This is a genomic window from Lentibacter sp. XHP0401 (genome assembly GCF_025751535.1).
Lineage (GTDB): Bacteria > Pseudomonadota > Alphaproteobacteria > Rhodobacterales > Rhodobacteraceae > Lentibacter.
The window spans coordinates 53,210-77,755 of the sequence record NZ_JAOWLC010000004.1 but is presented as its reverse complement, the minus strand read 5'-3'; the positions used below and the strand labels follow the sequence as shown (position 1 = coordinate 77,755).

General features: G+C 54.6%; 25 protein-coding genes. 10 read left to right on the top strand and 15 right to left on the bottom strand.

The features are described 5' to 3' along the window. Positions 1-134: 134 nt before the first annotated feature. The 8 genes from OE750_RS06700 to phnG form a co-directional block, all read right to left on the bottom strand. Positions 135-1,328: an alpha-D-ribose 1-methylphosphonate 5-triphosphate diphosphatase gene (locus tag OE750_RS06700; RefSeq protein WP_412176206.1), complete on the bottom strand. Its 1,194-nt coding sequence runs from the start codon at positions 1,326-1,328 to the stop codon at positions 135-137. A gap of 100 nt (positions 1,329-1,428) precedes the next feature. Continuing rightward, positions 1,429-1,974 carry a phosphonate metabolism protein/1,5-bisphosphokinase (PRPP-forming) PhnN gene (phnN, locus tag OE750_RS06695; RefSeq protein WP_263762789.1) on the bottom strand — a complete coding sequence of 182 codons (546 nt, stop codon included), beginning with the start codon at positions 1,972-1,974 and terminating at the stop codon, positions 1,429-1,431. Beyond that, the gene (gene phnL / locus OE750_RS06690; protein WP_263762787.1) at positions 1,971-2,654 is read right to left on the bottom strand and encodes a phosphonate C-P lyase system protein PhnL; all 684 of its coding nucleotides are present in this window, start codon (positions 2,652-2,654) and stop codon (positions 1,971-1,973) included. Before phnL ends, phnN begins: the two co-directional genes overlap by 4 nt. Before the next feature lie 9 nt (positions 2,655-2,663). Continuing rightward, on the bottom strand, positions 2,664-3,440 hold the full coding sequence (phnK, locus tag OE750_RS06685; RefSeq protein ID WP_263762784.1) for a phosphonate C-P lyase system protein PhnK: 777 nt from the start codon (positions 3,438-3,440) through the stop codon (positions 2,664-2,666). Beyond that, on the bottom strand, positions 3,437-4,294 hold the full coding sequence (locus OE750_RS06680; RefSeq protein WP_263762782.1) for an alpha-D-ribose 1-methylphosphonate 5-phosphate C-P-lyase PhnJ: 858 nt from the start codon (positions 4,292-4,294) through the stop codon (positions 3,437-3,439). Before OE750_RS06680 ends, phnK begins: the two co-directional genes overlap by 4 nt. Then, positions 4,291-5,379, bottom strand: coding sequence for a carbon-phosphorus lyase complex subunit PhnI (locus OE750_RS06675; RefSeq protein WP_263762780.1), 1,089 nt, complete (start codon positions 5,377-5,379; stop codon positions 4,291-4,293). Before OE750_RS06675 ends, OE750_RS06680 begins: the two co-directional genes overlap by 4 nt. 1 nt (position 5,380) lies before the next feature. Next, complete coding sequence (phnH, locus tag OE750_RS06670; protein ID WP_263762778.1) at positions 5,381-5,944, bottom strand: phosphonate C-P lyase system protein PhnH; 564 nt, start codon at positions 5,942-5,944, stop codon at positions 5,381-5,383. Next, positions 5,944-6,399: a phosphonate C-P lyase system protein PhnG gene (phnG, locus tag OE750_RS06665; protein ID WP_263762777.1), complete on the bottom strand. Its 456-nt coding sequence runs from the start codon at positions 6,397-6,399 to the stop codon at positions 5,944-5,946. Before phnG ends, phnH begins: the two co-directional genes overlap by 1 nt. Positions 6,400-6,480: 81 nt before the next feature. On the opposite strand from phnG, the gene phnF reads away from it, so the two are divergent. Then, positions 6,481-7,212, top strand: a complete 732-nt coding sequence (gene phnF / locus OE750_RS06660; RefSeq protein WP_263762774.1) for a phosphonate metabolism transcriptional regulator PhnF — start codon at positions 6,481-6,483, stop codon at positions 7,210-7,212. Here the strand turns inward: phnF and OE750_RS06655 are convergent. From OE750_RS06655 to OE750_RS06625, 7 genes are all read right to left on the bottom strand, one after another. Next, positions 7,209-7,826: a chloramphenicol acetyltransferase gene (locus OE750_RS06655; RefSeq protein ID WP_263762772.1), complete on the bottom strand. Its 618-nt coding sequence runs from the start codon at positions 7,824-7,826 to the stop codon at positions 7,209-7,211. The genes phnF and OE750_RS06655 overlap by 4 nt on opposite strands. Then, positions 7,813-9,153, bottom strand: a complete 1,341-nt coding sequence (gene phnE, locus OE750_RS06650; RefSeq protein ID WP_263762770.1) for a phosphonate ABC transporter, permease protein PhnE — start codon at positions 9,151-9,153, stop codon at positions 7,813-7,815. Before phnE (OE750_RS06650) ends, OE750_RS06655 begins: the two co-directional genes overlap by 14 nt. 1 nt (position 9,154) lies before the next feature. Continuing rightward, positions 9,155-10,027, bottom strand: a complete 873-nt coding sequence (gene phnE, locus OE750_RS06645; RefSeq protein ID WP_263762767.1) for a phosphonate ABC transporter, permease protein PhnE — start codon at positions 10,025-10,027, stop codon at positions 9,155-9,157. A gap of 61 nt (positions 10,028-10,088) precedes the next feature. Next, positions 10,089-10,994 (bottom strand): phosphonate ABC transporter substrate-binding protein, encoded by a 906-nt coding sequence (gene phnD, locus OE750_RS06640; RefSeq protein ID WP_263762766.1) that lies wholly within the window; start codon positions 10,992-10,994, stop codon positions 10,089-10,091. Between the two features lie 54 nt (positions 10,995-11,048). Continuing rightward, positions 11,049-11,861, bottom strand: a complete 813-nt coding sequence (gene phnC / locus OE750_RS06635; protein WP_263762764.1) for a phosphonate ABC transporter ATP-binding protein — start codon at positions 11,859-11,861, stop codon at positions 11,049-11,051. Positions 11,862-12,194: 333 nt separating this feature from the next. Further along, complete coding sequence (locus OE750_RS06630; protein ID WP_263762761.1) at positions 12,195-13,661, bottom strand: flavin-containing monooxygenase; 1,467 nt, start codon at positions 13,659-13,661, stop codon at positions 12,195-12,197. A gap of 4 nt (positions 13,662-13,665) precedes the next feature. Then, positions 13,666-14,442, bottom strand: a complete 777-nt coding sequence (locus OE750_RS06625; protein WP_263762758.1) for an SDR family oxidoreductase — start codon at positions 14,440-14,442, stop codon at positions 13,666-13,668. A 138-nt stretch (positions 14,443-14,580) separates the two neighbouring features. On the opposite strand from OE750_RS06625, the gene OE750_RS06620 reads away from it, so the two are divergent. The 9 genes from OE750_RS06620 (at position 14,581) to tolA (ending at position 24,164) form a co-directional block, all read left to right on the top strand. After that, positions 14,581-15,552 (top strand): AraC family transcriptional regulator, encoded by a 972-nt coding sequence (locus OE750_RS06620; protein WP_263762756.1) that lies wholly within the window; start codon positions 14,581-14,583, stop codon positions 15,550-15,552. 410 nt (positions 15,553-15,962) lie between these two features. Next, positions 15,963-16,832: a bile acid:sodium symporter family protein gene (locus tag OE750_RS06615; RefSeq protein ID WP_263762754.1), complete on the top strand. Its 870-nt coding sequence runs from the start codon at positions 15,963-15,965 to the stop codon at positions 16,830-16,832. After that, positions 16,822-18,477 carry an FAD-binding dehydrogenase gene (locus OE750_RS06610; protein WP_263762752.1) on the top strand — a complete coding sequence of 552 codons (1,656 nt, stop codon included), beginning with the start codon at positions 16,822-16,824 and terminating at the stop codon, positions 18,475-18,477. Before OE750_RS06615 ends, OE750_RS06610 begins: the two co-directional genes overlap by 11 nt. A gap of 534 nt (positions 18,478-19,011) precedes the next feature. Next, entirely contained in the window at positions 19,012-19,395 is a 384-nt protein-coding gene (locus tag OE750_RS06605) for a hypothetical protein (protein WP_263762750.1), read from the top strand. A 101-nt stretch (positions 19,396-19,496) separates the two neighbouring features. Continuing rightward, positions 19,497-21,563: a TonB-dependent receptor domain-containing protein gene (locus OE750_RS06600; protein WP_263762748.1), complete on the top strand. Its 2,067-nt coding sequence runs from the start codon at positions 19,497-19,499 to the stop codon at positions 21,561-21,563. Positions 21,564-21,639: 76 nt separating this feature from the next. After that, a complete protein-coding gene (locus OE750_RS06595; RefSeq protein ID WP_263762745.1) occupies positions 21,640-22,566 on the top strand; it encodes a MotA/TolQ/ExbB proton channel family protein in 927 nt (308 codons plus the stop codon). Next, positions 22,563-22,946 carry an ExbD/TolR family protein gene (locus tag OE750_RS06590; RefSeq protein WP_263762743.1) on the top strand — a complete coding sequence of 128 codons (384 nt, stop codon included), beginning with the start codon at positions 22,563-22,565 and terminating at the stop codon, positions 22,944-22,946. The genes OE750_RS06595 and OE750_RS06590 overlap by 4 nt, the downstream gene beginning before the upstream one ends. Positions 22,947-22,950: 4 nt before the next feature. Further along, a complete protein-coding gene (locus tag OE750_RS06585; RefSeq protein ID WP_263762741.1) occupies positions 22,951-23,340 on the top strand; it encodes an ExbD/TolR family protein in 390 nt (129 codons plus the stop codon). Further along, a complete protein-coding gene (gene tolA, locus OE750_RS06580; protein WP_263762739.1) occupies positions 23,337-24,164 on the top strand; it encodes a cell envelope integrity protein TolA in 828 nt (275 codons plus the stop codon). The genes OE750_RS06585 and tolA overlap by 4 nt, the downstream gene beginning before the upstream one ends. Positions 24,165-24,546: the final 382 nt, after the last annotated feature.

Genomic DNA, 24,546 nt, shown 5'->3' with positions numbered 1-24,546 from the left:
AGCTGTAATGACTGGCCAGTTGATACCGCAATAGCTTGGACTGCTACAAAAACTCTTTCACGATTGTGCGGGCAGGTTCTGGCCTGAAAGCCTCTTCCAAAACCCGTGGGAAAAGCGTGACGATTTCTTCAAATTCAGCCGACGCGAGCTCCTTTACTCCACACACCACGCAGCAGTGGAGTTCTGTCACAAAGGCCAACACGGATGACATCGCCTCGCATACCTGGCTCAAGACACCCCCGATCAGTCAAACCCGCGGCCATTGCCGGATTTTTCGTTGCACATGCCACTGCGCGTGGCAGATCATTCCAAACTTCAGACAAGTAAAAAGTCGACAGTAATAAGGCCGATGGCACATAATCGGACGAGACAATATCCAGCAATCCGGCTTTGGCAAGATCTAGCGCCGAAACGTTTCCGGAATGCGACCCACCGCGAATAATGTTGGGTGCCCCCATCATCACAGCGATCCCATGCTTCTGACAGGCTTCAGCAGCTTCAAACGTTGTGGGAAACTCTGCAAAACCCGCGCCAACACTATAAGAAGTCGCCACCTGATCAGCTGTGGTATCATCATGGCTCGCCAAAGCCGCACCATATCGTTTTGCTTCAGCGACCGCGCCAACAGCATGCTTTATCCCGTGAAGTCTCTGCAGGTTCTTCAGGTTTTCAACATGGGCATCAAATTCATCATCCGACATACCGCGTTTTTTTGCGACATAGGTTTTAAGCGCCGTGAGGTCGCGAAACTGGCGCTGCCCCGGCGTGTGATCCATTAAGCTAACAATACCGATGCGGTCATCAGGCCCAAAACCCGCCATCTCTTCCAACAATGTTTCCGAGCATATCTCGGCTCGCAAGTGCAAGAAGTGACTGATCCGCAGATGCCCCGCCGCACGAACTTCCAGAAGTTCGTTGGCAAGGTTTCGGGCATAAGCGTCATAGCGCGCCTTGCTATCATGGATTGATCCAACACGCAGCGCATCAAAAACGGTGGTGATCCCTGTCGAGGCCAGCTCGGCGTCATGCGCCAGAATTGCGGCTCGGTGCGGCCAATCAACCGATGGACGCGGCTCGATATGACGCTCAAGATTGTCGGTGTGTAACTCAACCAGTCCAGGCATGACAAAGTCACCTTTGCAGTCAACGGCACCCGTCGGAACAGCATCACCTTCGGTAATCTCGGCAATGATCCCGTTTTCGATACGTAGAGCCCCCATCAGAACCTGATCTGCCAGAACCAGACGTGCATTCGCCATACACACATCATCTGACATTGAAGTGCCGTGTTCATCTGACAGGGAAATTGGGCGGAAGGGAGAATTCATTTTAACACTCATTTCTTTAGGTATCGTCTGGTGCTTAGAGGTTGTTTAAAAACCCAGTTTGCCAGAGTTTGATGACAGTCATGCAACATGCTTTTCCATATTACCCACCCACAAGCTGAACAGCCGACAAGGCCTTGCCAACAGCATCCTCAAGAACCCCGTCATTGCGTATTTCGATGACATCAAGCCCCTCTGGCAGCGGCTTTTTCGCGCTTGCCAGTCTTTTCTCGATATCGTTTATGTCTTCACGCCCACGTGTTTTCAAACGCTCTGCCAAAGCAGCGGGACTGGCTGTAATGTTCAACACCGACAACTTCGGAAAGACCCGTGACGCTTCCTGCAATGCCCCGCGAGACAGGTTTGCAATACAGACAGCTCCGCTCTGTACGTCCTTCAGCGTCTGCATCGGAATGCCATAAAGCAACTCATGCGCGCCCCAATGCAAACAAAATGCGCCCTCGCTTGCAGCATCTTTGAACGCTTCTGGCGTCATGGCGTCATACTGTTCGCCACCCAACTCAGGCGCGCGGGTAATCGCTCGGCGCACCAGTTGGATATGGGACGCTTCAGCCACGACCCCAGCCATAATACTGTCTTTGCCAACACCCGACGGCCCGACAACCGCGACGAGACAGCCAGCACTCATGTGACGCAGGCTGGCGAAAAGCCAGTTACATCAATCTCTCGGTCGCACACCCGGGTACGCGCTGCTTCATCATGGAAAATCCCGACAATCGCCGCACCGCGCGCCTTGGCCTCTTCAATCAGCGTCAGCACAACTTCACGGTTGGCCGCATCAAGGCTGGCTGTTGGCTCATCCAGTAACATCGCAGGATAAGGGTGAGAAAACCCGCGCGCAATGTTCACGCGCTGCTGCTCACCACCCGAAAATGTCGTGGGCGAAAGTGACCACAAGCTTTTCGGAATGTTAAGCTGCCTCAGCAGTTCCTGTGCACGGGCCTCGGCCACGGCTGCCTCAACGCCGACAGAGCGCAGCGGCTCAGCAACAACTTCAAGTGCCGGCACGCGCGGCACGACCCGCAGAAACTGGCTGACATAACCCAAAACCTCGCGGCGGATACGAATAATTTCGCGGGGTTCGGCTTTCACCAGATCGATTTCGCCAATCGAAATCGCCCCCGCTTGCGCCATGTAATTTCCGTAAATCATCCGCATAAGTGTCGATTTACCGGCCCCTGAAGACCCCGTCAGCGCCACGCATTCACCAGCTTTGACCGACAGGTTCACCCCCGCCAGAACCTCGATGACAGCCCCCCCCTGATTGTGCAGTGTGAAAGTCTTTGAAACGTCTCGCAATTCAATCATGTTTTTCCCTCACACCTGCAAAACCGAGCTGACAAGCAGCTGTGTGTAACCATGTTGCGGGTCATCCAGCACCCTGTCTGTCAGCCCCTGCTCCACCACATGCCCCGATTTCATCACCATCAGCCGGTCTGCCAAAAGGCGCACCACGGCAAGGTCATGCGTCACGATAATCGCCGACAACCCCATGTCGCGCACCAACCCGCGCACCAGATCCAGCAGGCGTGCTTGCACGCTCACATCAAGGCCGCCCGTCGGCTCGTCCATGAAAACGAGGCGTGGGCCCGTCACCAGATTGCGCGCAATTTGCAGACGCTGCTGCATCCCCCCAGAGAATGTACCGGGGCGGTCATCAATCCGGCTTTCGCTTATTTCGACACGTCCGAGCCAGTCTGTGGCCTTGTCACGAATGTCGCCATAGTTACGCGCACCCACGGCCATCAGCCGCTCGCCTACATTGCCACCAGCACTCACACCCATACGCAGCCCGTCACGCGCGTGTTGATGCACAAACGCCCACTCCGTACGACTCAGCATGCGGCGCTCGGGCTCACTCATCGTCACAGTGTCACGCGGCCCATCCGCGCGAGTATCAAACACAACCTCACCCGCATCTGGGGCCAGATGCCCCGACATACAGTTGAGCAAAGTCGACTTTCCAGACCCGCTCTCACCCACAATCCCCATAACCTCGCCAGGGTAAAGATCAAACGAAACATCGGAACACCCGATATGCGCTCCATAGTGGCGGCTCACGCCGCGCACCGATAGCAACGGAGTATCTATCATGCTGCATCCTTCCCTTTATGTCCCGCCGCGCGGCGCGCCTCACAAAAATCCGTGTCAGAGCAAACAAACATCCGCCCGCCCACATCATCGACAATCACCTCGTCCAGATAGCTGTCCTCCGCCGCGCAAAGCCCACAAGAGTGGTCGGCCTTTGACGCCTCAAATGGGTGATCTTCAAAATCGAGACTGACAACGCGGCTGTAAGGCGGCAGCGCATAAATGCGTTGCTCGCGGCCCGCGCCAAACAGCTGGATCGCCGCGCTGTCTGACAGTTTCGGGTTGTCAAATTTCGGGATCGGCGACGGGTCCATCACATAGCGCCCTTCGACCTTGACGGGATAGGCATAGGAGGTGGCAATATGGCCATGCCGCGCGATATCCTCGTAGAGCTTCACATGCATCAACCCGTATTCCTCAAGGCTATGCATCTTGCGTGTCTCGCTTTCACGCGGCTCCAAAAAGCGCAGCGGCTCGGGGATAGGCACTTGATAAACCAGTATCTGCCCTTCACTCAGAGGCATCTCCGGCACACGATGGCGGGTCTGAATAACCGTTGCCGCCTTGGTGCTCGTAGTGGTCTTTATTCCAGCGGTGCGCTCAAAAAAACTGCGGATCGAAACAGCGTTGGTTGTGTCGTCCGCGCCTTGGTCGATCACTTTGAAGCAATCATCAGGGCAAAGCACTGCCGCAGATACCTGCACGCCGCCCGTGCCCCAACCATAAGGCATCGGCATTTCACGGCTCGCAAACGGCACCTGATAACCCGGTATGGCAAGCCCCTTAAGGATAGCACGGCGGATCATCCGTTTGGTTTGCTCGTCAAGATAAGCAAAGTTATAGGCTTGGTCGGTCATTCTGCCGCCTCCTGAATCTGCTCTGCCCCGGCATCCCGGCGCAGCTTGCGCACCAGTTCCAACTCCGATTGAAAATCAACGTAATGGGGCAGTTTGATGTGCTCCAGAAAGCCCGTCGCTTGAATGTTGTCCGCGTGATAAAGGACAAACTCCGCGTCCTGCGCGGGCGCGCCCACATTGTCCTCGCCCAGTTCTTCCCAACGCAGCGCGCGGTCCACCAGCGCCATCGAAATCGCCTTCCGTTCAGTCTGCCCGAAGACAAGCCCATAGCCGCGGGTAAACTGAGGCGGCTCGGTCTTGGAACCCGTGAACTGGTTGACGGTCTCACATTCCGTCAGGATGATCTCGCCGATCTCAACCGCAAATCCCAACTCTGGAATATCCATTTCTACGGCCACAGTTCCAATCCGCAACTCGCCCACAAACGCATGGTTGCGTCCGTAACCCCGCTGCGTGGAATAAGCCAAGCCAAGCGTGAAACCTTCATCTGCGCGGGTCAGCGCTTGCAATCGAAGACTGCGCTCCGCAGGCATTTCAAGCGGTTCGCGCGTAAGGTCCGGCGGCGGAGTATCATCGTGCGGTGCTTCTTCTATGAGCCCCTCGCGATTGAGAAACCCCGTAACATGCGGAACCTTTGCAGGCTCGGCTTCGCGCGTTGGCGCAGATACCGTTTCACCCTCGGCCGCCAGTTTGAAATCAAGTAAGCGGTGGGTGTAGTCAAATGTTGGCCCCAGGATTTGCCCACCTGGCACATCTTTGAATGTGGCACTAATACGCCTGTCACAAGCCATAGCCTCGGTCGCAACTGCGCAAGATGCGCCAAGGCGTGGCAACGTGGTGCGGTAGGCCCGGATCAAGAAGATCGCTTCAATCAGATCGCCACGCGACTGCTTGACCGCCAGCGCCGCAAGGTCAGGGTCATAAAGAGAGCCCTCCGCCATCACACGGTTCACCGCAAGGCTCAGTTGCTCACGGATTTGCGCCACGGAAAGCTCGACAACAGACCTATCTCCACGCCGTTCTTCCGCCAACCACGCATGGGCGTTTTCAATGGCGCGCTCGCCACCTTTGACTGCAACATACATGCTAGAAAACCTCCGTCGAGCGCGGCAAGGCTGCGATACTCTCGCCACTGGCGAAAATAAAATCGAGCCCCAAAGGAAACTGTAAATGGTTTACCTGAAAGGCTTCGAGCTCAGGCAAAGACAAATGCGCCGTGTCGCGAATACCCGGTCCGCGCAGGCTGTGGCCCTCACCACTCAAGGTGCCCATCTCCACGATCAGTGTCGCTGAGCGGTCAGGGTATTCAGAGGTGCCGGTCGGATAGGCCGACAGCGGCATAAGATCGGCCCAGCCACCCAAGGCAAACATGCAATCCGCCGCCGCAACAAATGGTGCACCGGTATGAAACGAAATCCACGCGCGCACTTCGGCACAATCAAGCGCACCAGCCAGATAAAGGGGCGTATCCGTGTCACATAATGTCAACACAACAGTCCCCGCAGCAGCCGAAAGCGGCGCAGGTGGCGTGGCCCCGTTAAGCGTTTGGAAAGAACCGGGCCGCGCCATCGCATCCATTACGGCACGAAAGGCTTGTGCAGCCTGCATTGCCGGCTCCGAAAACCCGCCTTCAAGCGTTTGAACCCGCATCAATCTTCCCCTCTAACCATCGTAAAGAAATCTACTTTCGTCGCTGCTGCCTTTTCGGCGCGCACCTTCCGCGCTTCAGACTGCTCGGCCTCAAGCGGCGCAAGCACCTGCCCCCGAAGCTTCTCTCTGAAATCCGTCTGCATTAACGCATCCACCAGCGCAGCCGCTTCAGCATCGGCCTTGCTGCGGCCCTGGACATACGCATGGCCAACCTCACCGGTCTCAAGGCGAAGCGCGCAACGTGTCACTGTCATCTCGCCAAGATTAAACGGCGCGCCCTTGCCACCTGAGCGGCCCCGCACCATAACGCTGCCCACTTCGGGAACCCGCAGCCAGTTAAAGTGAGGACGGGTGATAGCCCCATCCAACAGCTCCGGAATCCGCCGCTCCGGTGCTTTTGCCATGAGGCTCATCCATGCTTTGCGTTCTTTTGTGTCGTCTGTCGCAGTTTTCATATCGACAACTCTGCCCATTACTATACAACTAGACTCATATTAGCATATCACCCGATGTGTGACAGAGGAGATTTGTGAAGATTGCGTAACACGCCACCCGCCAACAGACGCCGCACCCCCGTCTGGCAAGCCATCGCGACAACCTTGCGAAACGATATTTCCGAGGGCCGCTACACGTCAGGTGACAAGCTGCCAACCGAAGCCCAACTGGCTGACCGTTTCGGCGTAAACCGCCACACAGTGCGCCATGCGCTATCGCATCTTGTCGAAGAAGGCTTGGTGCGCACACGGCGCGGCGCTGGCGCTTTTATTACCGCGACACCAACCGACTACCCCATCGGCAAGCGAGTCAGATTCCACGAAAACTTGCGCGCAGCAGGGCGACGCCCCGACAGAAAGGTGCTCCAAATAGAACAACGCGCCGCTACCAAAGGTGAAGCACAAGCGCTCGACATCGCAGCAGGTGAGCCAATTTGTCTCTACTTCGGCTTATCACAAGCTGATGGCGTTCCCATCGCCCTCTTTGAAAGTCTTTTCCCCCTGAGCCGCCTTAAAGGCATTGATGCCGCACTTGCCGAGAGTGGGAGTGTGACCCAAGCGCTGAAAGCTGTCGGCATCGATGATTACACCCGCGCCAGCACCCGCCTTACCGCCGTGTTGGCCGATGCCTCGCAAGCGTTGCACCTTCATGTACGCGAAAGTGATCCGCTCTTGCGCTCAACGGGTGTTAACGTTGATCTCGACGGAACACCCGTTGAATATGGCCGCACATGGTTTGCAGGTGATCGCGTAACGCTGACAATCAGCGACTAGCCGTTATACCGCTCCAGAAACGCCTCTGCCGAAAGCACGCGGAAGTCTTCAAGGCCCTCCCGCAGCGCCTCGTGGGACCAGTCCCACCATGCAAGCGCCATCAGCCGCTCGGCAATATCCGCGGGCTGGCGCTGCCGCAATACCTTCGCAGGTGTGCCCGCAACGATGGTGTAAGGCATGACATCTTTCGTCACAACCGCGCCCGCAGCAACAACAGCGCCGTCGCCCAAAGTCACCTCCGGTTTGATCATCGCGCCATGGCCAATCCATGTGTCATGCCCGACACATGCACGGCGCGCAGCACGAGCGGCCATAAAATCCGCATCCGGTTCCGCATCGTCCCAATAATCCGCCGAGCGGTATAGGAAATGATGACACGCCGCCGTTTCGAGCGGATGGTCGGTTGCCCCAACGCGAACAAAGCTCGCTATATTGGCAAACTTCCCGATCGTTGCATTGGCTATATCTGCAAAACGATCGCAATAGCTGTAGTCACCCACTTCACTCTGCGCGATACGGCTGCCTGCCCCGATCTCGACATAGCGGCCAAAAGTGGTGTCCGAGATCGAACATCCCTCATGCACAAATGGCGCATCTACCTTAAGGCGCGTCATGCCCGTCTTTCCCGCCAATCAAACGGCCTCGAAGCCAGCCCGAGAACCAATCCATCAGCATAACCACGCCGATAATCAGAACGATGTAATAGGCAACCTCTTCCCAGTCTTTCTGAGTCTGGATTGCCTGCGTCAGCATAAGGCCAATACCGCCGCCAGTGATGGCCCCGATGACCGTCGCTGAACGCGTGTTTGATTCAAGGAAGTAGAGAATCTGCGCGAGCAACACAGGCACAACCTGCGGGATCACACCAAAGCGGTAACGCTGCAATGGCTTAGCCCCGGTGGATGCAACGCCCTCGATCTGTTTGTCATCCACGTTCTCCAAGGCTTCGGAAAATATCTTCCCGAAGGTGCCGCTGTCTGTCAGCAAAATTGCCAGCGCCCCTGTCAACGGACCCGGGCCAAAAGCACGCGCCAGAACCACTGTCCAAATCAACGCATCTACACCACGCACAAAGTCGAATATGCGGCGCATACCAAACCGGAGCGCTGCGAACGGCGAAAACTTCTTCGCCGCAAAAAAAGCCAGAGGCAGAGCAATCATGGCCGCCCCCATTGTCCCGAGAAACGCCATGAGTATGGTTTCACCAATAGCCCAAGCCACATCCTTGTGCCGCCACATACCGTTGTTCCAGAAGTCCGAAATGGCACCGGACAAGTTCCTCCGCGTCGGATCAATGCGATCACCAAAGAAGATCGTGCCTAAGCTGTGGCCGTGATACGGGCTATCAAGCGTAAACCAGAACAACTCCCAACCGGCGAAATAGCGATGAACTTCCGTGCGCGAGCTGGTCATGCTCATCCGGCCCGCATCTGTTGTGATCGTAATACGCCTGTCAGACAAATTGACCCAATCAGGAATAGGCTCTGAAAGATTGGTCTTGATGATACCATCAACCAACTGCACTTCGATACGACCAAACTCAGGAATGTCGAACACAGCCGCGTTGTTTGGCAAAAAATGAACGAGATAGTCGCCTTCAAGGTCAATAATTACGTCATCCGCATTGGTCGGGTTTACCCAAGCCGGATGCGTTCCTTCCTCGTAAGCGCCTTTGCGCTCCCCCTCAATCGCATAGGACGTGCCCCCACGGCGGTTGTCGCGCGTGACATGCACTTTGTAAGACCAGCTATCAGAGGCAAGTATACCGGCATTCTCAAGGCTTGCGCGCTTCGCAATCCCTGGCACATCAAAGGAGATGACGATGTAAAACAGATAGGCCAAAATGATGGCGGGCAAAGCAAAAGCTGTCACCCGCTTGCGGAAAAAAAGAGTTGTCGCCGAGGTTTTGGAGGCGTCAATATGTGCTGCTGCGTCGGTCATATTACTGCCCCTCGATCATTTTATTACGGTAACGGCTGGAGAGTTGGTCAAAGAAAACAATCGCTCCAAAAAGCAGAAGGAAAATCGCTGCGGCTTCGTCAAAGCGCCCTGGCCCCCAGGACATCGCATGGCGCAACTCTGCACCGATACCGCCCGCCCCGACAAAGCCAAGAATGGCAGAGGCGCGGATGTTGATCTCAAAACGCAATAGTGTGTAGCTCAGAAAATTGGGAGCGACTTGCGGCAAAACACCAAGCCACATGCGCTGCGACCATGTCGCACCAGTAGAACCGAGCCCCTCAACCGGCTTGAGGTCGGCATTTTCGGCGACCTCGGAGTAAAGCTTGCCCAGCGCTCCAGCTGTATGAAAAGCAATGGCGATCATGGCTGGAACGGGCCCTCCACCAAGAATAAAAATCAGCACCAATGCGATCACAATCTCGGGAACCGCACGCATAATATCCATGATACGGCGAAACAGCGGGATCAGGCGTGGCCATTTGGCAAGCCCGCGCGTGGACAGCAGCGCCAGGATCAACCCGAGCATCGCCCCAATCAATGTTGATGCGGCAGCGATGTTGATGGTTTCGAGCAAAGCAGGGAAGAACTCGACCAAAAGGCCTGGCACCTCCGCCCGCTTTTCCCATGCTTCCGACATAACATCTGCGGGAAAGTCTAGCACCTGTCTCCAGCCATCCCAGAAACCGCCAGCATTGCGGTCATCTGCAATCGCGAAACCGGATACCATCAGCAGAACAAATATCCCCAGCGTCAGCCCGCCATACATCCGGCGGCGGCGCACCTGCACCATATAACTGTCCTGAATTCGGTTAACCCGGGACGAGCTTGGCCCGTTTAGCGCAGCATCGGTCATGGCTCACTCCAAAGTATGGCGGGGCAGCGTCTTGCACTGCCCCGCACCAAGTCTCTGTGGCTTAGTTGCCTTGAACAGCTTTGCGCACGGCGATGATGTTCTTGTAAGCGTCATGCGTGATCGGCATAAAACCTGCAGTTTCTCCAGCGGCCATATTGTAGGCGCACTGCTCGTCTTCTGCGTGCAGACCCTCAAGGAACGAGGTGACATCGGCTTTGACATTTTCCGGAAGATCGCGACGAAGAACAATCGGCCCTTCAGGGATGACTTCTGATTTCCAGATCTCGACCAGATCGTTCATGTCAACGAGGCCTGAGTCTGAGGCCTTGCGCAATGCGCCGGAGTTGTATCCGTCGAGCCAGTCGCCTTGGGCGTCGGCCCATGTCACGCCTGCGTCAACATCGCCATTGGCAACAGCAACGATTGTCTGCTCGTGGCCGCCCACAAAGCGAACTTCACCGAAGTAGTCGCCGGACTCCATTGTCGCACCGACTGTCTTGGGGATTTCAACGGAAGGGATCAGAAAGCCTGAAGTAGAGTTTGGGTCACCAAAGGCAAATACTTTGCCTTTCATGTCTTCCAGTGATGTGATGCCACTGTCCGCACGGGCAAAACCGATAGAATGGTAGCCAAACGAGCCGTCAAGGTTGGTTTTGACCAGAACAACATCAACTGCATCAGGATCGGTCATGTATGTCTTTGCATAGGCAGAGGCACCGAGCCATGCCATGTCTATCGTTCCGCCAAGCAGACCCTGGATAACACCGTCATAGTCGGCAGGTGTAAATATTTTGGTTTCTACGCCGAGCAAATCTTCAACATATGCCCGCACGCATTCGTTAGAGTTCATACGGTCTTGGGCGTTTTCACCACCAAGAATACCAATGCGGAATTCTGTGATTTCTTCCGCTTGTGCCGCGCCCATAAAAGCGGTTGTGGCCAAGGCGAGGCTGATTGTCTTTTTCATCTTAGTCTCCAGATTTTAAAATGTGCCCGAGCGGCAGCGCGGGCAACGGGTCATTCAGGCAGGAAGAGCGTAGTCTCTTGCCGTCTTCTCAAGTGTCTCGATTTCGGTAGACGTGGCCGCTTCCGAGAAGTTCGCGCCAGCACCATAGATGTCGCGTGCAACACCGGTTGTGAGTTGCTCGGGTGTGCCGTCAAACACCACCCGTCCGTCACGCATCCCGACAACGCGGTCGCAATAACGCCGCGCCGTGTCGAGTGTGTGAAGGTTAGCAACAACGGTGCGCCCGTCTTCTTCGTGAATGCGGCGCAAGGCCTGCATCACGATCTGGGCGTTCATCGGGTCAAGCGAAGCAATCGGTTCGTCCGCCAGAATAATCGCTGGATCTTGCATTAAGGCCCGCGCAATCGCAACACGCTGTTGCTGCCCGCCCGACAAAGCCTCGGCACGTTTGGGCGCTTGCTCTGCGATACCCAAACGGTCCAGAATTTCGATCGCTTTGTGAATGTCGCTATCGGGGTAAAGGTTGAACATCGTCGCCAGTGTCGAGCGGCGGTTCAACGTGCCGTGCAACACGTTTGAGACAACATCCATCCGCGGGACGAGATTGAACTGCTGAAAGATCATCGCACACCGGGACTGCCAGTTGCGGCGTTCTGCCCCCTTCAAACGCGTAATGTCACGCCCTTCGAATTTAATAGATCCGGAAGTCGCATCACTCAGCCGGTTGAGCATCCGCAAGACGGTAGACTTGCCAGCACCCGAGCGACCAATGATGCCAATCATCATCGGGCGATCTACAGTGAAGCTTACATTATCCACGGCCTTCTTGTCGCCGAATGTCTTGGTCAGTTTATCAAGTGTCAGCATAGTAGCCCCCAATTTGGAGCCACCGCTAAGGAAGTTACATTACAATGAGATGACGGTTGTGCATCAGATATATGAAAATGACAGAGCGTCGGGACTTTAACGCGATAAAATAGTAATTGTTGCTGACGACCTAAAATAGACAGCAGGGCTGATCCCTGCCTTCGCAGAAAATCTCTGCGCCTTCGGTGCCTTGCTTTACAATGAATGCCTTCTGCGCGTCTATGAATTGGGATGCGTTCATCACTTCCACGCCCTCTTCCAGCCAGAAAAATAGCAACAGAAAAGATGCTATTCCGGGCTACATCTCAGATAAGCGAGGCGTAGCCGGTGACATTATGAAATGCCCAAGCGCTTCTTAAGTCGCTTAGTCACTTTCGTGTATGAGGATGGTTTGACCGGCATCAGCCACTCCAAGAACCGTTGCTGCCTAGGGATTGGCAGCCGCAGGTCCGTTAGCAATTCATCAATTTGATGCATGGAAAACGGGATGATATTCGTGCCTTTGGCGTGTTTGCCCTCTGTCCGCTCCGCCATCCACGCCAAACGTTCATCGGTCAGCCTCAGCATCTCTGCTTTACTTGGCAGCTTTAGATCGCCTGCAAGATAGGCGGCGATCCAAAGTGCACCGATCTCCGCGGATAGCGCACTGAAAAAGCTGGAGTTATACCCATTGAACAATAGGTTTTCCACATCAAGCGGCTTGACGCAATTGTAGAGCTGGAAGTTCCCTTTGTCGTCCATAATTTTGGATTTTGTCTCGTCATCAAGGAAAGGGATCTCCTGATGCCAGCCGGTTCCGCAAATGATAAGATCCGCAGGTAAACGTTTGCCATTTGCGAGAATGGCAAAGCGTTTACGGTCTTCAATGATCAATCTGTCAATTTGGGTATCCCGCTGCACATTGATTTTACCAGTGCCGACCATATCGTAAAACCCATCAGTGGCCAGTGATACCGTGGAGCGCGCAATTTTCTCAAAGTTACCCTCCGGCACAAGACCAAGCTTTTTGAGCCCCAGTTGTTTGGTCGTGATGGTCTGAACACCGCCAACCATTGCATTGCGCACCGGTTTTCCTATGCCGTGCAAAAATTTCTCAACTCCTTGCACGCGGCTATATTTAAACAGAGCTTCCCCCATTCGGGTCAGCAAAAGATATTTGTAATTCAGCACTCCACCAAACTTCCGAGGCGACTTCCAGATTAGCTCTCTTGCAATCACGCTGGTCGATCTCGCCGCATTTCCAACGGCAGCGGCGACATCGCAAGACGACTTCCCATAGCCGATAACAAGCACATCCTTATCCTTGGCATCCTCCAGATTAAGAAACTCCGATGAATGACAAATCCGTCCTCCATCCTGCAAAAAGGCCTCGGACCCCTGAAAATTCGGGATAGACGGACGTGAAAATATCCCGTTGGCGATCACAAGGAAATCGAAGACCTCCGATCCTTCATCAGTTGTAACGGTCCAGCGGCCATCTTCACCCTGAGCCGTATTTACAACTTCGGTGTTCAGTCGGACAGACGGCATCAACCCGAATTTCTTGGCATAGCTATCCAGATACGCCTGGACTTGCGGGCCGGTCGGCCATTCGGGATAGTCTTTCGGCATGGGAAAATCGGACATATGATAAGTGTCTTTGCCATTTTGCGTCGTAATGCCGGGGTAGGTTCTTGAGCCCGACCAAACCCCGCCAACATCACCAACTTTTTCAAAGACAGTAACGTCATGCCCAAAATCGCGAAGATGCCGACAGGACGCCAAACCGGCAAAACCGGCTCCAATAACAGCAATTTTCATGAGATCACTCCATCAACAATGGAATTGCAGGCGCGGCTCTTTCCGGGCCCATTGCGCCATAACCACCATCTACCTGAATATCTGTCCCCGTAATAAAGGTTGCTTCATCAGAGCAGAGGAACATTACAGAATTGGCGACTTCTTCCGCATCTGCCACGCGGCCAAGAAGGTGAAAGTCGGAAGCCACTTTGTTGGTCTTCTCGCGATCTCCTCCCGTTAATTCATCCATGATATTTGACCAGGTCCAGCCGGGTGAAACAGCGTTGACCCGAATGCCGTCGGGAGCCAAATCCATGGCCTGATTACGTGTCAGTTGCAAAATTGCGGCTTTGCTAACGGGATAAAGCCAACGCCCCGTCTGTGCTACGCGCGCAGAAATAGAGCCGAAATTGACAATCGCGCCCTTGTTCTTCGCCAGCTCTTTATGTGCAGCTTGCATCAACATGACCGATCCAATGACATTAACGTCCAGACTTTCGAGCCACTCAGCGCGGGTAGAGGTCATCCCGTTATCCAGATAGGAGCACGCAACATTGACTAGAAAGTCGATCCGCCCGAATTCTTTCTTCGTTGCTGCAACCAGATCTGCGATCTGCGCATCATCGCGCAAATCCGTTTGTTTAAATGAAACATCTTCGTTCACCAAGGCCTGCCCGCCTTCTACATTTACGTCCGCAACCATTACTTTGACACCATGAGCTCGAAATGCTTCAACGACGGCTACACCAATCTTGGTTGCCCCACCTGGAACGATGGCAACTTTTCCTTTTAATCCGCGCATAATTTATCTCCCCTGCTTCTTGTTCTGAGTAAAATCTGCGGTTCCCGTTAAGTTGGCACTATCCAGAATACGAAGCGACCATCCAGAAAACGCTGGATTCTGCAGTGTTCTCCTCTAGGCTGGAATGAAGGGGGCGAGATGGACGCGGCAATACCATTGTCAGATCACGAACTTTTTTCCAGCTGCGACTTAGATGAAGCGCGCGAGCGGGTCGCTCAAATTTATTGTCCGCACCGCTTGGAAACCATGGGCGATGAAACGTTTCTTGCTCGCCACAATCATGTTCGAGGCCATAAAATATCGATCAATTATATGGAATATGGCGCACGCACCCGAATTGTCCCTGGAGAACTCGAACGTTTTTTCCTGCTCCAAATTCCCCTATTGGGCACAGCTCAGATACGCAACGGCAACAGCTGCCACGACAGCGATATACGAAGGGCAAGCATCCTAAATCCGCACCGCCCGACAGATATGTGCTGGAGCAAGAATACCAAACAACTTCTTTTGCAAATAGATCGTGGCGCGCTGAACCGCCAACTTTCAACGCTTTTGGGCGAACCCGCCGGCCAAGTTTTATCGTTTGAAGGGCATCTCGACTTGACCACCAGCTCAGGTTTTGCACTCAAAAGCCTGTTGAATTTTCTGGTACGCGAAATTGATATAGGCCGCATGGAACTTGGGCATGGTTTAATGTCCCGCCATATTGAACAAACCCTGATGGTAGGTCTGATTGAAGCCGCTCCGAATAATTTTTCGGCAGCTTTAGGCTCCCAAAGAGGATCGGCCAGTCCAAGTATTCTGCGCCGCGCCGAAGAATTTATTGATGCCAATTTGAAATCTGACTTATGTCTTGATCAAATATCTGCGGCTGCGGGCACAACACCTCGTAACCTTCAACTGGTTTTCAAGAAATTCAGAGGTATATCCCCGATGCAATTCTGGCGTTGTCGGCGATTGGAAGGCGCATACAACGATCTAAAGCTGCGAAACGGGAACGTTACTGAAGTCGCCATGCGATGGGGCTTCTCTCATTTGGGGCGTTTCTCAAGTGTGTATCGCAATCAGTTTGGTGAAACACCATTAGAAACACGTCAGAGATGGCACTAAAGTGCAACGTAACTTGAATGGAATTTTGTAAGTTCGATCACAAAACTTGGAGATGTCAGCCAACATGTATGATCGTGACAAACTACCTACCCCCCTTTTCAGCACCACTGGTTTTGCTGCTATCTAATCGGGGGCCAGGCCCTGACAGACGCAATTGAAAAGTGAAAGCTCCAGATGCAGCAAACTTCCTCAATCAGCCCTGAATACCCTTCACGGACCACACTGACCTCACAAGTATTTGGTAGGTGGAGCGCTCGATGCAGTTTTCTCGCTACCCGTCTCGCGTTAGTTTCTTTTGGCAGTCTCGCCGGTTCAATCCACTGACGTATGGTTACCAAGGAGTTTCGTTGATTTACTTTGCGTGATGTGTTGCCCTGCTCCAATCCAGAACACTTTGGGAGGAGTTGCTTATGGAAATCTTGGTCAGCGTAATACTGCCTCTATCCCTCGCGGTTATTATGTTTAGCCTCGGCGTAGGGCTCACCCCGGCCGATTTCAGACGCGTTGCAGAACGCGGCTGGGCATTTGCGGTTGGCGCCATCTGTCAAATCGTTTTCATCCCGATTGTGGCCTATGCTGTGGTTGTGGCGTTCGGTTTAAGCGGTGCCATTGCCGCGGGGGTCATGTTGCTTGCGTTCTGCCCAGGCGGTGTAACGTCAAACGTCGTCTCGCGCCTTGCAAACGGAGATGTCGCTTTGTCAGTATCCCTGACCGCGCTGGTGTCCTTGATGTCCATGCTGACAGTGCCGCTGTTCATCGGCTGGGCTGTTGTGCATTTCATGGGTGAAGACGCACCTGAAATCACGGTCACCTCTCTCGCACTAGCAATGTTCCTGATCACAACCTTGCCGGTAAGTATCGGCATGGGAATTCGCTATGTTGCTCCGAATTTCGCATCCCGAGCCGAGCCGAAGCTGCTGGTATTGTCGAGCATCCTCTTCGTAATCATCATCCTTGCAGCCATTGCATCGAACTGGGCACTTTTCGTTGAAAACTTCGCAACTCTGGGGCCTGCATTGGCAGTGCTAAACATAGTCACGATGGTCGGAGGACTGGTTATAGCCGGCGTGTTGGGGCTGAACTGGGCCGAGCAGAAAACGATATCGATCGAAGTGGGCCTGCAAAACGGCACCTTGGGCATCACACTGGCCCCAATCATCGCAGGTGTCGCGAGTGGCATCCCAACGATTGGCCTGCCGTCAGCAGTGTATGCCGCGATCATGTATATGACAGCCATCCCCTTTGTCTTCTGGCTTAGGAGCCGCAACCATGAAAGCTGACGTCATCGTCGTCGGCGCGGGCCTCGCGGGGCTCGCAGCTGCGGCAGAGCTAGGCGACCGCGGTAAATCCGTTCTGATCGTAGATCAGGAAGGGCCGCAGAACTTGGGTGGTCAGGCACATTGGTCTTTGGGCGGATTGTTCATGATCGACACGCCAGAACAGCGACGGATGGGGATCAAGGACAGTCACGCGCTTGCGCTGAATGACTGGATGGGGTCGGCACAGTTTGACCGAGCAGACGATGCATATCCACGCCAATGGGCCGAGGCCTATCTCGACTTCGCAGCCGGTGAAATGCGCCCATGGTTGTACAAAATGGGGCTTCGCTGGTTCCCTGTCGTTGGTTGGGCCGAACGCGGCGGAGGTTTTGCAGACGGTCATGGCAATTCGGTTCCACGCTTTCATATTACATGGGGCACCGGACCTGGCGTATTGGAGCATTTCGTCCGACGCTGTAAAGCCCACGAAGAAGCAGGGTTGATCACCTTCAAATTCCGCCACCAAGTAGACCGTATAGAAATGCAGAACGGTTCCGCTACCGGCGTAAGCGGATCAGTCCTCAAACCGGATGAAGCCGTGCAAGGGGCACAAACATCACGCGAGGTCGTTAGCGATTTTCGCTTCAGCGCACCTTCTGTCATAGTGGCTTCGGGTGGTATCGGCGGAAATTTCGGCTTGATAAGACAGGTCTGGCCTACAAAACGCCTCGGACCGGCGCCAAAGAAAATGCTCTCGGGCGTGCCAGCACATGTCGACGGTCGAATGATCGGCATATCCGAACAGGTCGGCGGCCATGTCATCAACAAAGACAGACTTTGGTTCTACACGGAAGGCGTGAAAAACTGGGATCCTATCTGGCCAAATCATGGTATCCGTATTTTGCCCGGCCCTTCTTCGATGTGGTTTGACGCCAATGGCAACCGTTTTGCACCGCCTGCCCTCCCGGGTTTTGACACCAATGGAACATTCAAGGCAATTCTGGATACCGGCTTTGACTACAGTTGGTTTATCCTCACCCAGAAAGTCATCAAGAAAGAATTTGCACTCTCTGGTTCTGAACAGAATCCTGACTTCACCTCTGCAAAGTGGAAAGAGGTTATTAGACAGCGCATCTTGTCCGGCAAACGCGCAACCGATCCGGTTGAAGCCTTCAAAGAACATGGCGAGGACTTCGTGGTCGCCAACACCCTTTCAGAACTTGTGTCGGGGATGAACAAAGTTACGGGTGATGCGCTGATAAATGAAGCACATATTCGCGCTCAAATTGAAGCGCGCGATTCTCAGGTCGACAATCAATTTAGCAAAGATGCGCAAATGACGGCCATCCACGGCGCGCGGCAATATCGCGGCGACAAACTGATACGAACAGCTAAACCTCACAAATTTCTTGATCCAGAAAACGGCCCGTTGATCGCTGTGCGCCTCAGCTTGATCACACGGAAAACCTTGGGAGGGCTGCAGACAGACCTTAACAGTCAACTGGTAGACGCCACCGGAAAAACCATCCCCGGCTTGTTCGCGGTTGGTGAGGCTGCTGGCTTTGGCGGCGGTGGATACCACGGCTACAATGCCCTTGAAGGAACGTTCCTTGGCGGCTGCATCTTTTCAGGCAGGGCCGCAGGCCAAAGTGATGCGGTGGGATAGCCTCGAAAGGGTGTTCTCAGAGAGATTTGCACCGGCCTCTTTTGTCGCCAAATGCCGAAACTTAGGCCGAACAAAGCCGACGCCATTCGGAAAGAACCGCCACTGACAAAGGTTCAAAAACATCCACCGCGGGACCGCCCGGTCCTGCATTCATCGTTGCCATACAGACCTCATCCAAAGTCGCGCAGTGTTTCCGAAGCACATCATGTCTCAATCCGAACCCCAAATTCAAGCTGGTCCTGCGATGCACAGCGCAACAGGCGACAGGGCATCTCAAAACAACCCAACGCAAGACGCTGCGTGTGTTGATTGACCGGAAACTTTGATACTTTGGGATGTTTTAGGCTGCGTTAATTGGGCTGGCTTCGATCAATTTTGTGGTGGGGTTCTGCCAGTGCTGAGGCTGGCTTGAACTTGTCAGAAACAGCCACATCAGTTGTTGCGCTGGCAAGTTGAACCCACAGTCAATTAAATTGCCGTGCTGCGGCAACTTGCTGCTTGCCATAAATTCGGAACACGACCAAAAGTTTTCAGATGATCGTTTGGACACATATAATGCGTTTGCTCGGCAAGGTTTTGCCGTTGCTGTTGTCGCTTGTCCTTGCCATCGAAATTGCTTCGGCCTTTGTGCCGCGCACTCTGTCCAGCATAGACGGCTTGGCTATTCAACTCTGCGCCGATGGTGGCGTCCAGACTGTCATTATCGACCCCGAAACCGGCAATCCGATGGAAGACCAAACCGTAGAAGGGCATTGCCCCCTCTGCGTGATCGGTATGGCGACACTCTGTCCGTCGCCAACCGTTGTGCCTGTTGCTCTTCGCCTCTTGCCGCAGCCGGCATTTTTACAGCACCAAGTGGTTCAAGCCCGAATTATACTGCTCTCGGACAGTATCAGGGCACCGCCAGAAAAAACTTAACTGAACGACGAAATGCACGCCCGAACGGCGTGCTGGCGGCTGTGATCTCGGGTGAGACACGGCACGCTTTACAGTTATTTTACTTTTTCAGGGGTGTCTAAATGACCTTCAAAAACTCACTGCGCCTTGGCGTAAGCCTTCTTGTCCTTGCTGCAGCCTCGAACATGGCCAGCGCTCAATCAACCATCGAGACCGATATCGGGCCAGTCGAACTCACGCCGATCGACGTCAAAAACCAGTCTTTGCGGCCTCCTGCTGAGGGCACTGCTCAGACAGTAATCGACCCTATGGGAGCCGATGTTCCGCCCGCTGCAGACGTGGGTGACCTATTGCGCCGCACGCCCGGTATCACCGGAGGCCGGATGGGCGGTCACGCGCTTGAAATCTCAATCCGTGGCCAATCACAGAACCAAATTTCGGTCATCGACTCAGGGTCTGTAACCTATGGCGGCTGTCCCAACCGAATGGACCCCCCAAGCAGTGTAGCTGCCGGATATCGCGCAGACCGGATTGTGGTGCAACGCGGCTATGCCTCGGTTGCGAATGGGCCAGGTGCTACGGGCGGCGCCGTGATCCTTGAGCGCGACGCGCCTGACCTGGAAGAAACGCCACGCTGGAGCGGAACCGTATCGTTTGGCGGCACGAGCAATTCTGAAACTCTAGACGCTAGCGGCCGCGTCACTTTCAACATGGGTAACGGATTTTACCTGCAAGGTGGTGCGATGGCAGGCAAAGCGGGGAACTATGAAAATGGTGACGGTGTTGCGGTGCGCAGCGGCTACCAGCAAAAGAATGCAGGCCTGACCTTTGGCTATGCCCGCAACGGTGTAGACCTTGCCTTTGACTACGAAAAGAACCGCGTCGACGACGCGCTTTTTGCCGGCGCAGGAATGGATGGTATCTATGATGCAAACACCATCTATCGCTTGCGCGGTGGATTTGATCTGGACGCTGGTGCCTTGCGCCGGATCGAGAGCAACCTCTTCTTGAGTGAGGTTGATCACATCATGGACAACTACTCTCTACGCGGCAGTAGTATGATGGGAATGGTTGCACCGACCACGTCAGACACGTTTGGAGGCAAGGTTGAGGCCCAATTCGAATTTGGTCAGACGCGGGCAAAAGTGGGTATTGATCACCAGTCAAACAATAGAATGGCCGAAGGTTATATGGGCCCTATCGCGGCAATTGAAGCGCGCGATCCGTCTCGCCAAATAGCCCTCAGCTGGCCCGATGTCACAATTGCTCAAACAGGCTTGTACGCCGAAACCGAAACGGACATCAGCGATAAGACCATGGTCAAATTTGGCTTGCGCTATGATCGCGTGCGCGCCAGTTCCGGGTTGGCCGCAGTCGCTCCTACCGGTGGCGGGATGCCAGCCAACAGTTACTACACAACACAATATGGCACCACTTTTGACAGCCCCCGCACCGAGAACAATGTTAGCGCCCTGGTCCGGCTGGAGCATGAGTTCACACCGGGCAATACATTTTATTTCGGGTTATCGCGCTCTGTGCGCACTGCTGATGCCAACGAGCGAGCCATGGCGCGGATGAACTGGGTCGGAAATCCCGACATTGCACCGGAAAAGCACAACCAGTTCGACATGGGCCTCATTGTAGAACGCAGCAACTGGAACCTCGCAGCCTCAGCATATGTTGACCGGGTGAATGACTACATTCTGCGCGATGCCTTCAGTGTGTCAGGAGTTACAACTTACCGCAACGTCGATGCCCAACTCGCAGGCTTGGAGCTATCAGGAGCATGGGAACGCGATGGTTGGCTCATCTCTGGAGATGCGGCCTACACACGCGGGCGCAATTTATCCGATGACAGAAACCTTGCACAGATCGCACCGTTCAATGGAAAATTCACAGTCAGCTATGGCCGCGATGCATGGCGCGGGGGCGCGCGGGTAAACTGGGCCGCAATCCAGAACCTGATCGACCCGGCCCGTGATCCGGGCAAAACAAGCGGTTGGGCAACGCTCGACTTGTTTGGAAGCTACGCCCCGAATGACAACTCCATGCTCCGGTTTGGCGTCGATAATGTCACCAACAAGACCTATGCCAACCATCTAAGCCGCTCGGATGTCTTTGATCCCGCTCTGTTTCAAGTCGATGAGCCCGGCAGGACATTTTATGTGAAATACGAGATGACATTCTGATCTTCACACTATGGCCCCGGTGCGCAGCCGTCTCTGGCTGCGCACCGATTTTCTGTTTGACCAAAAAGAGCTACACATGAAAACCTTATCAAACCGCTGCCTATATTTGACTGTTTTTTCTATCATGCTCACGGTGACATCAGCGGGCTTTCTGGCAGCTCAGGAGGCTCATGATCATCATATGCACTCCGATGTTGAAGCCGCACCGGCACAACCTCTGATGTCGTCTCCTGTGCAGATGTCCGACACAAGCGTAGCGCCCTTGCAAGCGCCACTCCCGCAATCGTCTACCCCGATAGGGTCACCCGTTGCGCCTCCCGCGGCTGTCGGCGACGAAAACATTGAGACGTCACCGTCAGCCCCCACCCAGCCAGCCGCCGGAATGTTCCATCGTCTGGAGCAAGGCGGCCCGGCAATTTGGGCCATTGCGGCGCTCTCGGTTCTTGCCCTCACCGTCATCTTGTGGATACTTTGGCGGTTCATTCTCATTGGAGCGTGGTCGCGCGGGCGTATGCGCAGGGCTGTCGAAATGTGGGAAAGTGGCGAGTTTGATGCCGCCCGAACCATGGTTTCACGCGCCCAGAATCTGCGTGCTAAAGTGTTACGCTCAACTTTTATTGCACGCACCGACTTGCCTGAGGAAAGCGCCCGTGAGGAAACGTCCCGCGTGGCACGCAACGCACTTGCCGATGCCTCAAGCGGCTTGCGCGTGCTTGAGCTCATTTCTACAATTGCGCCGCTCTTGGGCTTGCTTGGCACTGTGCTCGGCATGATCGCTGCTTTTCAGACCCTGCAACAGAGCGGCAATCGCGCAGATCCGTCGATGCTGGCTGGTGGCATCTGGGAAGCGCTTCTGACAACCGCGGCTGGTATGGCTGTCGCCATTCCGGCATCAGTGACGCTGACATGGTTTGAAGCCGTCATAGAGCGGATGCGCCGTGATATCGAAGATGCCGCGACACGCATCTTCATCGCCAAAGCCCCTGACACATCCGCGCTATGAGCTGTTTCACCACACCCAAGCGCAATCGGCGCCAACCCAGCTTGACCCCCATGATCGACGTAGTTTTTTTACTCTTGGTCTTCTTCATGCTCGCCTCACGTTTTGGAGCGGGTGTGGTGATACCTGTACCATTGAGCACCGGTGGCGTTAGCCTGTCACCAAGCTTGCCACGACTGGTCGACATTCTGCCCTCTGGCTATCGCTTCAACGGCATTCCCTGCGAAGATGGCACTCTCATCGAATGGCTCTCTGCGCAAAACGCTGCGCCAGAGGCGACCGTGGTCTTGCGCGCGGATCCAATGGCTGATGTACAGCGCCTGGTCGATACAGCCACATTGCTGAGACAAGCCGGATTTACCGCGCTTGCTGTGGCGGAGTAGAGCCATGCAAATAGAAACTCTCAAACGAAAGCCGCGAAGCGAAGCGATATTGCCCATGATCAATGTGGTGTTTCTCTTGCTGATCTTCTTTCTCATGAGCGCCCAACTGAGCAGCCCTGATCCTGTTGAAATCACCCCGCCGCTAGCGGCTGTGGGTGAGCCGGCAGAAGCCAGCCTGAAGGCTTTCATCGACCGGGGTGGCGCACTCTATTTTGAAGCCGAAAAGGGCGCAAAGGCTACTGCAGCACTCGCCGCAGCGCTGGCGAAAGCGCCTGATCGGCGCATTGAACTGCGCGCAGATGCTCTGGCCCCTGCACAAGCGCTCACGCGGGTGATGACCGAGTTGGCAGCGGCGGGCGCAGTTCAGGTCGATGTTGGGGTGAACACACCATGAAGCGCGCCCTTGAGTTTGCCGGTTTTGCGGTTCTAGCCATAGCGGTCCATCTTGCAGTTCTGGCAATGCATCGCAGCTCCAACATTGATATGATGTCCAGTGGATCAGACGGGCAGGCCGAAATTACGCTCCACGCAGTCACCGGCAACGTGAACGAAATCATCAACCAATGGATGGCTCCACCAGAGATCACAGCTATGGTCGCCGACATGACACCACCCGAAACAGCGGCCTTGCGCGACATTCTGCGCCCTGTAAGCCCGCAAGTGTCTCGGCGAATGCCAGCGCCCGTGCCAATCCTGGCTCCAACATCGGAGGCCAGAGCACCAATTATCCAAACCGAGAGTTATACGCCTCCCAAACGACCTGTGGCTGCAAAGCGTAAGCCGCAGCCAAAAGCCAAAGCGAAACCTTCGCAGACCCAAAACAAGAAAGCGGCGCAACCGCCCGCACGCCAAGCTCAACGCGCTTCAGGGACAGGAGGCGGATCACAGGCTGGCGCTAACGGTAAAACCCAATCAGCAGGGTTGAGCCAAGGCAAGCAAAGTAAACTCATTGCAAAATGGGGAGGTCAGGTCCGAAATCGCATTCTGCGGCATAAACGCTTTCCCTCGGGAGCCAGCGGGACAGGCACTGTGCGCCTGCGTATCATTGTTGCGCAATCTGGGAAGCTTGTGTCTGTAACAGTCACAAGATCGTCGGGCTCGGCGGCGTTCGATAGCGCTGCCCTGCGCGCCGTCCGGTCAGCACGCTCGTTTCCCCGTGCTCCCAAAGGCTTGACGCAACCACAGTACACATTTACGCTCAACATCCGCTTCGGTTGAACGCTGTGAAAGCTCACTTAGGCAGAGGTGTTGCACGAACCACAGTATCCCCGGCTTGATTGGCCAACTCACTTGGCATCCGGTCACGATGTCTTTCTAGCTGAGCCGTAGTCACCAATCACGTTTCCGATGACAACAAGGTCGGTGTCCAGACATTCACTGGATATGTGCAAACGTCATGCCGGTAAAAGTAGATTCTTCATTCAGCCTCCAAACGGCTACGGAAGCATGATGCGCTTGGCTCAAAGGTCAGCAAGAGAAAGACTTGGGCTAAAAGTAAGTGCTTTGATGCAAAAGCCTCCCTCAGCCCAGTGTTGTAATGCGTCGAGTGCCCATTACCCGCATTCTCGTCACAAGTTGTCACACACCACATTGTTTTCCG

Coding starts and splice junctions, on each gene's coding strand:
- OE750_RS06700 (WP_412176206.1), bottom strand. CDS start 1,328: ATGAATTCTCCCTTCCGCCCAATTTCCCTGTCAGATGAACACGGCACT.
- phnN (WP_263762789.1), bottom strand. CDS start 1,974: ATGAGTGCTGGCTGTCTCGTCGCGGTTGTCGGGCCGTCGGGTGTTGGC.
- phnL (WP_263762787.1), bottom strand. CDS start 2,654: ATGATTGAATTGCGAGACGTTTCAAAGACTTTCACACTGCACAATCAG.
- phnK (WP_263762784.1), bottom strand. CDS start 3,440: ATGATAGATACTCCGTTGCTATCGGTGCGCGGCGTGAGCCGCCACTAT.
- OE750_RS06680 (WP_263762782.1), bottom strand. CDS start 4,294: ATGACCGACCAAGCCTATAACTTTGCTTATCTTGACGAGCAAACCAAA.
- OE750_RS06675 (WP_263762780.1), bottom strand. CDS start 5,379: ATGTATGTTGCAGTCAAAGGTGGCGAGCGCGCCATTGAAAACGCCCAT.
- phnH (WP_263762778.1), bottom strand. CDS start 5,944: ATGCGGGTTCAAACGCTTGAAGGCGGGTTTTCGGAGCCGGCAATGCAG.
- phnG (WP_263762777.1), bottom strand. CDS start 6,399: ATGAAAACTGCGACAGACGACACAAAAGAACGCAAAGCATGGATGAGC.
- OE750_RS06655 (WP_263762772.1), bottom strand. CDS start 7,826: ATGACGCGCCTTAAGGTAGATGCGCCATTTGTGCATGAGGGATGTTCG.
- phnE (WP_263762770.1), bottom strand. CDS start 9,153: ATGACCGACGCAGCAGCACATATTGACGCCTCCAAAACCTCGGCGACA.
- phnE (WP_263762767.1), bottom strand. CDS start 10,027: ATGACCGATGCTGCGCTAAACGGGCCAAGCTCGTCCCGGGTTAACCGA.
- phnD (WP_263762766.1), bottom strand. CDS start 10,994: ATGAAAAAGACAATCAGCCTCGCCTTGGCCACAACCGCTTTTATGGGC.
- phnC (WP_263762764.1), bottom strand. CDS start 11,861: ATGCTGACACTTGATAAACTGACCAAGACATTCGGCGACAAGAAGGCC.
- OE750_RS06630 (WP_263762761.1), bottom strand. CDS start 13,661: ATGAAAATTGCTGTTATTGGAGCCGGTTTTGCCGGTTTGGCGTCCTGT.
- OE750_RS06625 (WP_263762758.1), bottom strand. CDS start 14,442: ATGCGCGGATTAAAAGGAAAAGTTGCCATCGTTCCAGGTGGGGCAACC.
- OE750_RS06620 (WP_263762756.1), top strand. CDS start 14,581: ATGGACGCGGCAATACCATTGTCAGATCACGAACTTTTTTCCAGCTGC.
- OE750_RS06615 (WP_263762754.1), top strand. CDS start 15,963: ATGGAAATCTTGGTCAGCGTAATACTGCCTCTATCCCTCGCGGTTATT.
- OE750_RS06610 (WP_263762752.1), top strand. CDS start 16,822: ATGAAAGCTGACGTCATCGTCGTCGGCGCGGGCCTCGCGGGGCTCGCA.
- OE750_RS06605 (WP_263762750.1), top strand. CDS start 19,012: ATGATCGTTTGGACACATATAATGCGTTTGCTCGGCAAGGTTTTGCCG.
- OE750_RS06600 (WP_263762748.1), top strand. CDS start 19,497: ATGACCTTCAAAAACTCACTGCGCCTTGGCGTAAGCCTTCTTGTCCTT.
- OE750_RS06595 (WP_263762745.1), top strand. CDS start 21,640: ATGAAAACCTTATCAAACCGCTGCCTATATTTGACTGTTTTTTCTATC.
- OE750_RS06590 (WP_263762743.1), top strand. CDS start 22,563: ATGAGCTGTTTCACCACACCCAAGCGCAATCGGCGCCAACCCAGCTTG.
- OE750_RS06585 (WP_263762741.1), top strand. CDS start 22,951: ATGCAAATAGAAACTCTCAAACGAAAGCCGCGAAGCGAAGCGATATTG.
- tolA (WP_263762739.1), top strand. CDS start 23,337: ATGAAGCGCGCCCTTGAGTTTGCCGGTTTTGCGGTTCTAGCCATAGCG.